The following is a 13,339-nucleotide window of genomic DNA, read 5'->3' as shown; positions in this document are numbered from 1 at the left end:
CATGACGCGAACCGGTGACAGCTGGAGCCGGGCGCAGGCGCCAGCCTGTCGAGTATAAGCCCGTTCAGGCCGGGAGCCCTGTCCCGCAGGGCCAGGGGACATCTGGTGGCAGGGCGCGCCGGTTTCAAGGGTGCAAGGGCCGCCGCGCGTGCAGCAGCGCATCGAATGCGTCGATGGCCAGCGGCGGCGCAAACAGCTCGCCTTGCGCAAAATCGCAGCCGATTTCCAGCAGCCGCGCGCGCTGCTCTTCGGTCTCCACCCCTTCGGCGATGACTTGCAAACCCAGCTTGTGCGCCATGGTGACGATGGCTTCGCACAACACCAGTTCGCTGGCACCGGGCGCCAGCTTGCGCACCAGCATGCCGTCGAGCTTCAGGTAGTCGATGCCGCATTGCTGCAATTGCGTCAGCGAGGCGGGGCCGCTGCCGAAGTTGTCCAGGGCGATCTGCAAGCCTGCCTCGCGCAAGTGCTGCAGCCGCTGCGCCATGCCGCTGCCGCTGCCGCTGCCGCTGCCCAGCAGCGCATCTTCGCGCATGTCGAGCACGATAGCCGAAGCCGGCACATCGAGCGCCATCAGCTGGCGCAGCCAGGTGCCCGGCGCCTCGACTTCGCGCTGCAGCTCCAGCGGCGACTGGTTCAGGCACAGTTGCAGCCCCGGCAAGCCGATGGCCTGGCCCTGCGCGCGCCAGCGCAGCAGTTGCGCGGCCGCCGTGCGCAGCACCCAGTCGCCGATGTCGACGATCAAGCCGCTGCTCTCGGCCAGCGCCAGAAAATCCGGCGGACATACCACACCGCGCTGCGGATGGTGCCAGCGCAGCAAAGCTTCCACTTTGACAATCGTGCAGCCATGCAGTTCGACGATGGGCTGGTAATACAGCTGCATCTGCTGTTCGCGCAAGGCCGTGCGCAAGTCCGCCCCCATGCGCATGCGGTTGACGGCCGCTACCTGCATGGCGGGCGTGAAATAACTGTAGCGGTTGCGCCCCGCGCCTTTCGACACATACATGGCCTGGTCCGCATGCTTGAGCAAGTCCTCGATCGTGCCCGCGTCGTCCGGATACAGGGTGATGCCGATCGAGGCCGAGACGAAGGCCTGCTCCTGCCCCAGCAGGAACGGCGCCAGCAAGCCGTCGAGTATCTGCCGCGCGATGCGGTCAACTTGCTGCAGATCATCGAGGTCGGACAGGATCACCGTGAATTCATCACCGCCCAGGCGCGCCACCGTGTCCGTTTCGCGCACGCCCACGCGGATGCGCCGCGCCGCTTCGATCAGCAGGATATCGCCCTGGTGGTGGCCGAGGGTGTCGTTGACTTCCTTGAAATGGTCGAGGTCGATGAACAGGATGGCCACGCGGCTCGTATCGCGCCGTCCCTGGGCCAGCGCCTGGCGCAGGCGCTCGTGGAACATGCGGCGGTTCGGCAATTGCGTCAAGGTATCGAAATTGGCTTGCTGCCAGATCAGCGCTTCCGTTTGCCGCTTGTCCGTCACATCTTCCAGCATGCACAGGTGGTGCGGGCCGCCGTGGCACGCCGTGGCGATGGCCGTCACCGAGGCATCGACCCACACCACGTCGCCATCGGGACGCACGATGCGCTTGGCGTGGCGAAAGCCCGGCATGCGCCGCGCCAGCAGCTGCGCCACGTGCGCCTGCTCACCCGCCACGTCGTCGGGATGACTGATCTCCATCCAGTTCGAGCGCTTCATATGCTCCAGGCTGCGCCCGGCGATGGCCAGATAGCGCGGATTGATATCCAGAAACTGTCCGCTCACGGTATCGATCAGGGCGATGCCCATCGGTGCTTCCTCGAACATGGTGCGAAAGCGCAATTCCCCTTGCCGGATGGTTTCTTCCGTGCGGCGGCGCTCGCGCGCCAGGTTGCTGAAGTGAAAGGCCGCCGACACGGCCAGCAAGCTGCCCGCCACGCCCAGCGACAGGTACAGCCAGCCCAGGTCGGCGCCCGGCACGGGGCGATACAAAAAGCCCTGGTAGGCGCGGCTGTCCGTGGCATTGCGCGGCAGCACGCCCATGGCGGCGTAGGTGTCGGCGATGTGCTGCCAGCGCTGGGGATTCATGTAGCCGAGTTCCACCAGCACGGGCTGCAGCAGCAATTCCATCTGCTGCGCCTCGTACAGCAGGTGCGCCTGGTCATGGCGCTGGCTGTATTTGGCATGGATCAGACGCGCCATTTCCTCGCGGTGCGCCATCGCGTATTGCCAGCCGCGCAGGCTGGCCGCGCGAAACGCTTTGACGCGCTCGGGATGGCGGCGCAGTTCATACTCGCTGGTAAACAGGTTGTCGCCGTAGAAATCGATGCCGGCCGTGCGCGGCGTAAACTGGTAGTAGGGAAAGCCCGCCCGGTCCAGGTAATCGGCTTCGTTGGTGGAATACGCGGCAATGGCGTCGACCTTGCCAGCGATCAAATCCTCGATCCGGTAGCTGGGCGGCAAGTGGCGCATCTGTTCCGGTGCGACGCCCATTTTCTGCAGGAACAGCGAGACTTCATCGGATGCGGCTGCCACATCGGTGGCCGCACCGATCATCACGGGCGCCCCCACCAGCCGGTGCACGTCGGGCGCGCCGCCATGCTGGCGCATCAGCAGCACGCTGGGCGAATGCTGGAACACCACGGCCAGCACCACCAGGGGCTTGCCCGCCATACGGCTGAGCAACAAGGTACTGTTACCCACGCCATACTCGGCCTGGCCCGTCAGCACGGCCGCCTCGGCAAGCGGCACGCCGCTGCCTTCGACCAGTTTGACTTCCAGCCCCGCCTCGCGGTAATAGCCTTGCTCGATGGCCGCGTAATAGCCGGCAAACTGGAACTGGTGCGTGAAATTGAGCTGCAGGGAGATAGGTTCCAGCGCGCGGGCGGGCGTGGTCAGGCACAGCAGCAGAATGAAACAGCAGCGGAAAGCGTCGAATGCTGTCATCGGCATGGCAGGACACCACTGGAAACTGCCGAGCTGGCAGGGTACGACTATTGTAGCCGCCCCCTTTTGCAGATGGATAATTATTTCACTAGGAACAATAACGTTGATGTTTTTAGCAAACAATCTGACGTTTGTTTGCGCTAGAACACGACGCCTGCCACCAAAATGATGTTGGCATACGGACTGCACTCCCCTGTACGCACGATGGCGCGCGCGCCCTTGCTCAATTGCTTGAACTCCTCGTGCGTCACCTGGCGCGCATCGGGCACAGCCAGGGCCGCCACCTGCGCCGCCATGGCCGGATTGTGCTGCGGCAACTCGCTGGCGAGCAAATGGTATTCCACTTGCATTTCAGTCAATACCGTATTGACGGTATCGATGAAGCCGGGGATGCCGCGCGTCAGGGCCAGGTCGATCAGGGGCACGCCCGGCTGCGAGGGCAAGCCCGCGTCGCCGATGACGAGCATGTCGCCATGACCGAGCGATGCGATCATTTGCGACAGCGCAATATTAAGCAGCGGTGTTTTTTTCATCAGAACAGCTCGTGCAAGTGGGGAATCGAGGTTTGCGCGCCGGGCTTGGTGACGCTCCAGGCGGCCGCGCGCTGGCCTTGCTGGATCGCTTCGGCCTCGTCCATGCCGGACGCCAGGCCGGCGACAAAGCCGCCGATGAAGGTGTCGCCGGCGGCCGTCGTGTCGACGGCTTGCACCACCTCGGCCGGGAAGGTGAAATCGCCGCCATACAGGGCCGCGTGCACGCCCTTGGAGCCGAGCGTGATGATGACGTTGTCGCTGCCCAGCTTTTGCAGCGCGGCCGCCAGCGCCTGGACGTCCGCGCCTTGCGGGCTGACGCCGGCCAGCATGGCCGCTTCGATTTCATTCGGAATCAGGTAGTCGACCAGTTCCAGCACGCCTTCGGGCAGGCTGGCCGCCGGGGCCGGGTTCAGCACCACCGTCTTGCCCAAGGAGCGGGCCAGTTTGATCGCGTGCACGACGGTGGCCATCGGCGTTTCCAGCTGCAGCACGACGATATCGGCCTGGTCGATCAGCTCTTTTGCCGCGTCGATATGCGCGGGGCTCAACAGGTCGTTGGCGCCGCCGGCAATCACGATGCTGTTCTGGCCGTTGTCGTCGACCAGGATGGAAGCGATGCCGGACGCGACACCGGGCAAGGTGGTGATGTGGCTGTCGATGATGCCGTCGCCCACGAGGGCCGCGCGCAAGGTCGCGCCGAACGCGTCATCGCCCACGCAGCCGACCATGGCCACTTGCTGGCCACCGGCGGCCACTTTGCCGCTCAGGCGCGCGCAGGCTACGGCCTGGTTGGCGCCCTTGCCGCCAGGAATGGTGCGAAACGCGCCGCCCGTCAGGGTTTCGCCGGGGAGGGGCATGCGCGGCACGCGCAAAACCAGGTCCATATTGATGCTGCCGATAACCACGATCATGATGTCATTCCCATCAGTTCAGTTGCAGGTGAAGAAGTAGGTACAGCAGAAGTTACCGTGGCGGCCACGCTGGAGCCGCGCACGTGCAGCTCGGGTGCGATGCTGCGCTGCTGGCGCGGCAAGGCGGGGTCGGCAATGCGCGCCAGCAGGCAGGCGGCCGTGATGTGACCCAGCTCGCGCGTGTTTTGCGCCACGCTGCTCAAGGCCGGATGCACGAAGCTGGCCAGGTCGATATCGTCGAAGCCGACCACGGCCAGTTCGGCCGGCACGGCAATGCCCCGCTCGGCGGCGGCGCGCAGGGCGCCAAAGGCCATCAAATCATTGCAGCAGAACAAGGCGTCGGGGCGCTGGCCTGGCGGCAGCGCCAGCAAATCCAGCGCGGCCGCATAGCCGCCCGCACTGGTAAAGTCCGCGTGGCAGCACAGGGCGTCGGCCAGGACCACGCCCGCGTCCGCCATGGCACTGCGCGCACCGTCGATGCGCTCGTTGGAAATGCTCACTTCGCGGGGTCCGGCGATGCAGGCGAGGCGTCGGCGTCCCAGGCCCAGCAAATGGCGCGCGGCCAGGGCACCGCCAGCGCGGTTGTCGACGGCCACGGCATCGATGGACAGGTCGCTGGGCGCGCGGTCGAGCAGCACGGCCGGCACCTTCATCTTGCGCAGCAGTTCGCCATCGCTGTCGGCCAGCGCGGACAGGATCAGGCCGTCGCAGCGCTTGGTCAGCAGCACGTTCAGGTACTCGCGCTGCTTGACGGGGTCGTCATCGGAATTGCACAAAATCACGCTGTAACCGGCCGCGTAGCAGCGGTCCTCGATGCCGCGCGCCACTTCCGAAAAATACGGATTCGTATTATTCGGAATGATCAGGCCGATCGTGCCCGTGCTGCGGCTGCGCAGCGAGCGCGCCAGCGCGCTGGGCACGTAATGCAATTGCTCCACGGCCGCCAGCACGGCGCGGCGCGCCGCGTCGCTGACGGGGCGGGTATTGTTGAGGACGTGCGACACGGTGGTAAACGACACCCCCGCCACCTGCGCCACTTGTTTGATGGTTGCCATGGGCCAGTATTATGAACGCTCGCCGCGGCGGCGGTAAGTGTCGAGCACCACGGCGGCGACAATCACCAGACCCGTGACGATGCGTTTCACGGGTTCGGACACGCCCACTTGCGCCAGGCCCGCTTCCAGCACGGAAATGATCAACACGCCGATAAACGTACTGATGACGGAACCGCGCCCGCCCATCAGGCTCGTGCCGCCGATCACGACGGCGGCGATCACTTGCAATTCCATGCCCACGCCGCCGTTCGGGTCGGCCGCTTCCAGGCGCGACACCTGGAACAGCGCGCCCACGCCGGCCAGAAAACCCATCAAGGCAAACACCAGCACTTTCGACGGTTTTGTGTTGATGCCGGACAAACGCACGGCTTCTTCATTCGTGCCGATGCCGATCCAGTGGCGTCCCAGCACCGTGCGCGTCAGCACCAGGTGGCCGATGACGACGATGGCGATCGAGGCAATGAAGGCCGGCGACAGGCCAAAGGCGATCGGCGAGCTGATGCCGTCCACGGCGCTGCCGATGTATTCCGTGCGCGAATTGGTCACCTGATAGGCCAGGCCGCGCGCCATTTCCAGCACGCCCAGCGAAACGATGAACGAGGGGATGCGCCAGCCGACGGAAATCAGGCCGGTCGTCGCGCCGCACAGGGCGGCGACGAACATGCCCAGCAGGGCCGCGCTCCACACGGGCCAGCCCCAGTGCACGACGGCCAGCGACAGCACGGAAGCGGCCAGCGCCATGACGGAGCCGACGGACAAATCGATGCCGCCGATGATCAATACAAAGGTCATGCCGACGGCCATCACGACCAGGGTCGGGATGTTGTTCGACAGGGTGCTGAGGGTCGCGAGCGTGAAGAAATTTTCGCTGGCAAACGAAAACAGCACGCACATGGCGAGCAAGGCGCCGATCAGGCCCGCATAGTTTTTCAGGTCGGCCAGGCTGCGCTGCAGATACGAAGGAGAGGAATGGGTGGTCATGGGAATCTTTCCGGCGGATCAGGCCGCAGCTGGAGTGGAAGTAGGGGTCAAATAGCCGGAGAAGGCGGCCGACAGCAGCGCGTCCTGGCTCCAGGCACCGCGCTCGAAGGTGTCGACGATGCTGCCGGCGCTCATGACGGCGATGCGGTCGCAGATCAGCATCAGCTCGCGCAAGTCGCTCGATACAATGACGAGGCCCTTGCCCTGGCGCGCCTGTTCGGCCAGCACCTGATAAATATCAAACTTGGCGCCGATATCGATGCCGCGCGTGGGCTCGTCGAACAGCATCACGGGGCAGTCGCGGTACAGCCAGCGGGCGATCACGACTTTTTGCTGGTTGCCGCCAGAGAGTTCGGCCACCGTTTGCGCGCTGTTGCGCGAGCGGATGCCCAGGCGCTGAATGTAATCGTCGGCCACCGATGCTTCGGCCGCCTCGTTGAGCCAACCGGCGCCACTGACGGTGTCGAGCGCGGCCAGGGTCGTGTTGACGGCGATGGACTGGCGCAGCAACAAGCCTTGTCCCTTGCGGTCTTCCGTGATCATGGCGATGCCCGCTTTCACGGCGGCCTGCGGCGAGTGCAAGGCGGCGGGTACCTCGCTGTCGCCGAGGAACACGTCGCCGGCGTCGGCGCGGTCGGCGCCAAAGATCAGGCGCAGCAATTCCGTGCGGCCCGAGCCGATCAGGCCGGCGATGCCGAGGATTTCGCCGGCGCGCAAGTCGAACGAGGTCGGGTTGACCACCTTGCCGCGCGCCAGGCCACGCACGCGCAGCAGCGGCGCGCCGATGGTGCGTCCGCTCAGGTCCACCGCATCGTCGGCCGAACGGCCCACCATCAGGCTGACCAGGTCGGCGGCGGAGTGGCCCGCGATAGCGTCATCGCACACGAGCTGGCCGTCGCGCAGCACGGCGATGCGGTCGGCCACGCGCTTGAGTTCTTCCAGGCGGTGCGAAATATAGATGATGCACACGCCTTCGGCCTTCAGGCGCTCGATTTGCAGGAACAGCAATTCCACTTCGCGGTGCGTCAGCATGGCCGTCGGCTCGTCGAGCACCAGCAGGCGGCAGGAACCGATCAGGTTACGCGCGATCTCGATCATTTGCTGGTGGCCGATACCCAGCTCGCCAACCAGGGTCCACGGGTCGAGGCCGCCCAGGCCCACTTTCTCCATCTGTTCGCGCGCGTCGCGCTCCAGACGGCCGCGGTCGATGAAGCCGAAACGCTGCGGCAGATTTTTCAGGTACAGGTTTTCCGCGATCGACAGGGTGGGAATCAGATTGAGTTCCTGCATCACCATGCGGATGCCCAGCGCCTCGGCAGCGCCGCGCGAGGCGGGCTGGTAAGGCTTGCCGTCGAGCAGCATGGTGCCCGTCGTGGCTTGCTCCAGGCCGCAGATGATCTTCGACAGCGTGCTTTTGCCGGCACCGTTTTCGCCCGTCAGCGCCAGCACCTGGCCAGCGGCGAAGCGCAAGCCGACGCCGCCCAGCACGGGGCCGACATAGGACTTGCCAATGTTATCCAGGGTCAATAGAGGGGTGGCCGCTGATGGCGCCGGGGGGATGTCGGTAGGCATGATAAAACTCCGCGGTAGTGGCGGCGGGGCCGGCGGCGCCTGCTCGATGAGCAAGCGCCGCCGGCCCCGGCGGGATCAAACGATCAGGCGATCAGGACTTGGCGCCCTTGGCGACCAGTTCGACCTTGGTTTCGATGACGCCACCGAGCTCGGCCTGTTTCTTCTTCTGCGCCAGCGCTTTCAGCACGGTCTCAATGCCGAACACGGCTTGCTGCGAACCGAACTGGTCGGCGGTGGCCAGCACGCGGCCATCGGCCAGCATCGGCTTGATGGCGTTGATGTTGTCATAGCCGACGACCAGCACTTTGCCCGTCTTGCCGGCTGCCTTGATGGCGGAAATGGCGCCGATGGCCATGTTGTCGTTACCGCACAGCAAGGCCTTGATATTCGGGTTGGCGTTCAGCATGGCGGCCGCCACCGTGTTGGCAGGGGCGATTTCCCACTGGCCCGACTGCACACTGACGACCTTGGCGCCGGCCGCGTTCATGGCGTCCTGGAAACCCAGGGTGCGCTGCTGCGCGTTGTAGGTGGTGGACACGCCTTCGATGATGCCGACGGGATCGCCCTTTTTGATCTGCTTGGCCAGGTAGTCGCCGACGACCTTGGCGCCCTTGCGGTTGTCCGGACCGACGAACGGTACGGTGATGCCCTTTTCTTTCAGGGCGCCCTCGTCGAGCTTGTTGTCGATATTGACGACGATGATGCCCGCGTCGATGGCCTTTTTCAGCACCGGCACCAGCGCTTTCGAGTCGGCCGGCGCGATCACCAGCGCGTTGACGCGCGAGACGATCATTTGCTCGACCAGCTTGATCTGGCTCGACGTATCCGTTTCATCCTTGATGCCGTTCGACAGCAAGTCGTACTTGGCGGCATTCGCCTTCTGATGCGCCTTGGCGCCATTTTCCATGGTCAGGAAAAATTCATTGGCGAGCGACTTCATCACCAGCGCCACCTTCGGTTTGGCAGGTGTCTGCGCCATCGCCGGCACGGCGGGCAAGGCACACACCAGGACAGCGGCGGCAATCATTTTCAGGCGAATACGGGATGTCATGAGCGTCTCCAGAGTTATTGGTCAAGCACGTGTAGAGCATGCTTTTATGGAATTTCATTGCGCGCAAACGTTTGCGCGAAGCGAATAGTGCCTCAATGCCACACATCAGTGCAAGCAAAACAGTATGTGCGGTGCAGCAAAAAGGGAACGTTCAGAGGGAAACAGGCAGGCCGATGCGATCAGCCTGCCGAGGGGAAATGCGCGGCAGTCAGCTGTTTGCTGCGGGACGGGCGCTGGCCCACTGCACCGCCAGCACGCTGGCCAGCACCAGCAGCAAGCCCAGCATTGACCAGCCCGTCATGGCCTGGCCCAGCAAGGCCCAGCCCAGCAGGACGGCCATCAGGGGGCTGAGCAAGCCCAGCGATGACACGGCCACGGGAGACAGCCTGGCGATGCCGCGAAACCATAGCGCATACGCCAGCAGGGCGCCGGCCAGGCACAGGTAGGCGTAGGCCAGCACTTGCTGCAGCGACAAGGCCGGCAACGGGGCATCGGCCAGCCAGGCGACGGGCGCCAGCATCAGGCCGCCGAGCAGCAATTGCCAGCCCGTCAACGCCAGCACGGGCAAATCCGGCTTCCAGCGCCGCGTCAGATACGTGCCGGCCGCCATGCAAGCCGTGCCGCCCAGCGCGGCGGCGATGCCGACGGGTTCCCACACGGTGCGCGGCGACAATAACAAGACGCCCATGCCGGCCACGCCCAGCACGCTGGCCCCCAAGGCCAGGCGGGCCGGACGGCGTCCTTCCACGCCCCATGCCAGCCCCATCACCAGCAGCGGCTGGATGGCCCCCACCACAGCCGCCAGGCCACCCGGCAAGCGGTAGGCGGCGACGAACAGCAGCGCCTGGAACACGCCGATATTGAGTGCGGAAAGAATCAGCACGCGGCCCCACTCGCGCCGCGCGGGCAGGCGCCGCATCAGCAGCAGCAACAGCAAGCCGGCCGGCAACACGCGGATCAGGGCCGCCGTGAAAGGCCGGTCTGGCGGCAACAGTTCGGATGTGACGATATATGTGGAACCCCAGATCAGGGGTGCCAGCGCCGTGAGCAGAATGTCGCCCCAGACGGGACGGGCAGAAGAAGAGCTCATGCAACTATCTCGACATTAAGATAAAAGCCCAGTGTGGACGCGTACTATCTTAATGTCAAGATAAATTGACGGGCGCGCCGCTGCCTGGCGGGCGTAAAAAAACCCGGCATGGCCGGGCTTCTGGAATGATGCAAGGCGGCACGCTGCGCCACCCGCCGGATGCTTAATCGCGCACGCGCTGCAGCACCGTGATCGGCATGCCGCCGATGCTGAGCGTAGCCGTGTTGTTGCTATTGCTCAGGCTGATTTGCATGGCCATGCCGCCTGCGCCTTCCGGCGCGAACGTCACGACATTGCCCTCGGTGGTAAAGGTGCCTTTGCTTGCCTTGGTGTTCTCGATGACGCTGTCACGCGTAAATTCCAGCACACCGCCCATTGGTGCCTTCCATTTGCCCACCAGCGGGTGGCCGCCAAAGCTGAACAGGCCTTTCAGTTTATCCAGCATGCCCGGTCCCTGGGTGGCCGACGCATTACCCAAGGCCCCTGCCATGGCCATGCTCATGGCGGCCTGCTGCAGTTGCGCGCGGTCGGTGACTTGCCATTGCTTGTCGACCAGCGCCAGCGGCAATTCCACTTCCAGGTCACCGTGCGGCAAGCGTTGCAGGATCAGTGCCCGGTCCGCCGATTTGGCCAGCCACGTCGCCTCATCGGTCAAGGCCAGCGTGGCAGTGGCCATCGCTACCTGCTGACCGCCCATCTCGCGCACCTGCTCGTAGCCGCTGACCTTGGCCACTTTCACGCCCTTGGCCACGCACAGCTTGTCGCCGCGCAAGGCCGCCTTGCCCGGGGCGGCCAGCGCGTAGACAAATTGCGATTGCGCAAGCCAGCCACCGCTGCTTTGCTCGACGGGAGCTGCGTACAGCCCGCTACGCACGAGGATATCGAGCCATTGCCGCGTGGAACTGTCGTACGAGGCTACGCGGATTTCTTCCTTCTGGTACGGCAAGTTGGTCAAGCACAGCAACTTGTCGCGCGCCGCCTCGTCGGCCGTCAGGTGGGCATCGATGGCGCGGCTGAAACTGCTGGCCGAGGCCGCTTCGGGCGCCAGCAGCCACGCCAGGGCGCCGCCAGCCACGATGACTACCGCCAGCACGCCGCCGGCAATCATGACGTGGCGCCGCTGCACGCCAGCCCCGGCCGGACTGGCCGGTGCCGGCGCCGGTGCTGCCGCTGCCGTGGCAGGCAAGGTATTGCCGCATTCATCGCAAAAGCGCGCGCCCGGGGCATAGGCCGTGCCGCATTTGGTACAGAAGTGAGCCATGGTCTGCCTTACTTGAGTTTATGCGCGCATTCGCCGCAGAACACGTCATCGGACGCGACCGGTGCCTTGCAGCTCGGGCATTGCAGGCTGTCTGCCGGTGCAGCGGCTGGCGCTGCCGGGGCGGCTGGAGCGGCTGGAGCGGCTGGGGCCGTCGCCTGCTCGGCCAGGGCGCGCGCACGTTCACGCGCTTCCTCGGCCTTTTTCTTGACCACGGCCAGGCCGTCGTTCAGGCTCGCTTCCGAGGCGCTGAAATCGACATTGCGCGTGGCGTTCAGGTAAATGATGCACACGCCCTTGGTGAAGATCAGGCCAGGCACAACGGCCGCGGCCGCCATCAGCAAGCCGCCGCCCAGGCCGGCAGCGATGATATAGCCGGAACCGCTGCCGCCACCCAGACCCGAGGCCAGCGCGTACATGTTCATCTGGCCGCCGCCTAGGCCCAGGATGCCAGCCGACATGCCCGTGGTCAGCGACACGCCCGTGCCCAGCACGCCAAAGATCAGCAGCGCGGTAAACGACGTGATCAGGAACAACAGCACTTCCAGCAGGATCACCGACACCAGCTTGGTGCGCACGATCTGGTTCAGGCGGGCAATGATCTGGAACACGCTGGCGCCCGACCAGGCAGCAGGGCCGGCCAGCGGCAGCATCACGTAGAACAGCGCGAACACCAGCACGCCCAGCACGATGGCCGACAAGGGGAAGACCACCGCGTACAGCACGGGGCCCAGCACGGGGATTTTGCAGACGAACAAGATGATGGCGATGGCGATCATGGCCGCCAGCACGATCAAAAATTCCAGGAAGACGACCGCGATCAGGCGGTGGCTGGTGTACAGCGAGACGAGCACGGCATCAACCAGGCTCATGCCAGGCTGGCCCTGCGCATCGCGCATCAGCAGGATGCCCACGGCGTTGGAACCGTAAAACATCACGAGGAAGGCCATCAGGCCGCCCAGGAAGGCCAGCACGACACTGCTCATGCTGCCGGCGAGCATCGTCAGCACGCCGCCGACGAGCACCGCGCCGATGAAGGTCAGGGCCAGCAGGGCAATCGCGCGGAAATTCTTGATGGCATCGGTCGCTTCGATCAGCGATCCCACGGCGGAGGAAAAGGGAAACGGTTTATGTGCTTCTGTGGAAATGGTCATGTCTAGCCTGGAAGGGGGAAATCGGGATGGGACGGCCTGCCTGGCCGCCCCGTGGTATTGCTGTGTCAGTAAGCCAGCGCCAGTTGCAGCTCGCTCGCAGGCGCCTGGCGCTGGACGATCTGCAGTTTGACGTCCTGGCCGCCGACACGCTTGCTATTCAGGTACAAGGCGGTACGCACGGGGTAAATGCCCTGCGGCACGCCTTCGGGCATGGGAATCGAGAAGCCGCCCTTGTAGGCGCCGCTGCCGTTGTTGCTGCTGACCACCTTGCGCACAGTTTTGATCAGGTCGCCATTTGGCTTGTACAGGCTCAACTCTTCTTCCACCAGCGGGTTCGGATCGCGCGTGCCGGCTGCCACTTCGATATACGAATTGGTCTGCGCCTTCTGGCCCGGACGTACGGAAGATGGCGTAAAGGCCGTCTCATACTTTACCAAGGTCGACTGCTCGGGCAGCTTGCCCTTGTTGGCCACCTTGTAGTCGGCCTGCACTTGCTGCGCCGTCTTGACTTGCTGGCTTTGATAGTTCAAGGCCACGCAGGCGAGTGCGCCCAGGCTGGCGCCCAGGGCCGCGCCGCGCACGGTATTCGTGCCACCGCCCAGCAAGCCGCCCACGACAGCGCCGATGCCGGCCAGCATGGCCGTATTGCATTCACCGCTGGCCGCTTCCGTGCCTGCGGTGGTGGTGCCGGTGGCGCCAGGGCCACCCGGCGCGGCGCAACCGGCCAGCATCGAGGACACAACCAGCAGCGCTACCATGGGCTTGGCAATTTGTTTCAAGTTTTTCACGTTATTCTCCGGGA

Annotated in this window: 11 protein-coding genes; all 11 read right to left on the bottom strand. The window is 64.8% G+C overall.

The window, feature by feature from the left end; all coding sequences use genetic code 11:
* Nucleotides 1-124: 124 nt before the first annotated feature.
* The 11 genes from CLU93_RS12645 to CLU93_RS12595 all read right to left on the bottom strand — a co-directional run bounded on the left by CLU93_RS12645 (nt 125) and on the right by CLU93_RS12595 (nt 13,325).
* Nucleotides 125-2,938: an EAL domain-containing protein gene (locus tag CLU93_RS12645; protein WP_257224946.1), complete on the bottom strand. Its 2,814-nt coding sequence runs from the start codon at nt 2,936-2,938 to the stop codon at nt 125-127.
* A gap of 134 nt (nt 2,939-3,072) precedes the next feature.
* Nucleotides 3,073-3,465, bottom strand: coding sequence for a D-ribose pyranase (gene rbsD / locus CLU93_RS12640; protein WP_099761605.1), 393 nt, complete (start codon nt 3,463-3,465; stop codon nt 3,073-3,075).
* Nucleotides 3,465-4,376, bottom strand: coding sequence for a ribokinase (rbsK, locus tag CLU93_RS12635; protein ID WP_099761603.1), 912 nt, complete (start codon nt 4,374-4,376; stop codon nt 3,465-3,467). The genes rbsD and rbsK overlap by 1 nt, the downstream gene beginning before the upstream one ends.
* Nucleotides 4,373-5,431, bottom strand: coding sequence for a LacI family DNA-binding transcriptional regulator (locus tag CLU93_RS12630; protein ID WP_099761600.1), 1,059 nt, complete (start codon nt 5,429-5,431; stop codon nt 4,373-4,375). Before CLU93_RS12630 ends, rbsK begins: the two co-directional genes overlap by 4 nt.
* A gap of 9 nt (nt 5,432-5,440) precedes the next feature.
* A complete protein-coding gene (locus CLU93_RS12625; RefSeq protein WP_086137501.1) occupies nt 5,441-6,412 on the bottom strand; it encodes an ABC transporter permease in 972 nt (323 codons plus the stop codon).
* A gap of 18 nt (nt 6,413-6,430) precedes the next feature.
* Nucleotides 6,431-7,984 (bottom strand): sugar ABC transporter ATP-binding protein, encoded by a 1,554-nt coding sequence (locus tag CLU93_RS12620; RefSeq protein ID WP_099761597.1) that lies wholly within the window; start codon nt 7,982-7,984, stop codon nt 6,431-6,433.
* A gap of 91 nt (nt 7,985-8,075) precedes the next feature.
* Complete coding sequence (locus tag CLU93_RS12615; protein WP_099761595.1) at nt 8,076-9,035, bottom strand: sugar ABC transporter substrate-binding protein; 960 nt, start codon at nt 9,033-9,035, stop codon at nt 8,076-8,078.
* A 208-nt stretch (nt 9,036-9,243) separates the two neighbouring features.
* A complete protein-coding gene (locus CLU93_RS12610) occupies nt 9,244-10,125 on the bottom strand; it encodes an EamA family transporter (RefSeq protein WP_099761593.1) in 882 nt (293 codons plus the stop codon).
* A 163-nt stretch (nt 10,126-10,288) separates the two neighbouring features.
* Nucleotides 10,289-11,386, bottom strand: a complete 1,098-nt coding sequence (locus CLU93_RS12605; RefSeq protein ID WP_099761591.1) for a zinc ribbon domain-containing protein — start codon at nt 11,384-11,386, stop codon at nt 10,289-10,291.
* A gap of 8 nt (nt 11,387-11,394) precedes the next feature.
* Nucleotides 11,395-12,537, bottom strand: coding sequence for a zinc ribbon domain-containing protein (locus tag CLU93_RS12600; protein WP_099761589.1), 1,143 nt, complete (start codon nt 12,535-12,537; stop codon nt 11,395-11,397).
* Between the two features lie 65 nt (nt 12,538-12,602).
* Nucleotides 12,603-13,325, bottom strand: coding sequence for a hypothetical protein (locus tag CLU93_RS12595; RefSeq protein WP_099761587.1), 723 nt, complete (start codon nt 13,323-13,325; stop codon nt 12,603-12,605).
* Between the last annotated feature and the right edge of the window lie 14 nt (nt 13,326-13,339).

The organism is Janthinobacterium sp. 35, assembly GCF_002754575.1.
GTDB classification, from domain to species: Bacteria; Pseudomonadota; Gammaproteobacteria; order Burkholderiales; family Burkholderiaceae_D; genus Janthinobacterium; species Janthinobacterium tructae.
This window is presented reverse-complemented; position numbering and strand designations above follow the sequence as displayed.

Excerpts from the sequence above, each read along its gene's own strand:
- CLU93_RS12645 (WP_257224946.1), bottom strand. The coding sequence starts at position 2,938 with ATGCCGATGACAGCATTCGACGCTTTCCGCTGCTGTTTCATTCTGCTG.
- rbsD (WP_099761605.1), bottom strand. The coding sequence starts at position 3,465 with ATGAAAAAAACACCGCTGCTTAATATTGCGCTGTCGCAAATGATCGCA.
- rbsK (WP_099761603.1), bottom strand. The coding sequence starts at position 4,376 with ATGATCGTGGTTATCGGCAGCATCAATATGGACCTGGTTTTGCGCGTG.
- CLU93_RS12630 (WP_099761600.1), bottom strand. The coding sequence starts at position 5,431 with ATGGCAACCATCAAACAAGTGGCGCAGGTGGCGGGGGTGTCGTTTACC.
- CLU93_RS12625 (WP_086137501.1), bottom strand. The coding sequence starts at position 6,412 with ATGACCACCCATTCCTCTCCTTCGTATCTGCAGCGCAGCCTGGCCGAC.
- CLU93_RS12620 (WP_099761597.1), bottom strand. The coding sequence starts at position 7,984 with ATGCCTACCGACATCCCCCCGGCGCCATCAGCGGCCACCCCTCTATTG.
- CLU93_RS12615 (WP_099761595.1), bottom strand. The coding sequence starts at position 9,035 with ATGACATCCCGTATTCGCCTGAAAATGATTGCCGCCGCTGTCCTGGTG.
- CLU93_RS12610 (WP_099761593.1), bottom strand. The coding sequence starts at position 10,125 with ATGAGCTCTTCTTCTGCCCGTCCCGTCTGGGGCGACATTCTGCTCACG.
- CLU93_RS12605 (WP_099761591.1), bottom strand. The coding sequence starts at position 11,386 with ATGGCTCACTTCTGTACCAAATGCGGCACGGCCTATGCCCCGGGCGCG.
- CLU93_RS12600 (WP_099761589.1), bottom strand. The coding sequence starts at position 12,537 with ATGACCATTTCCACAGAAGCACATAAACCGTTTCCCTTTTCCTCCGCC.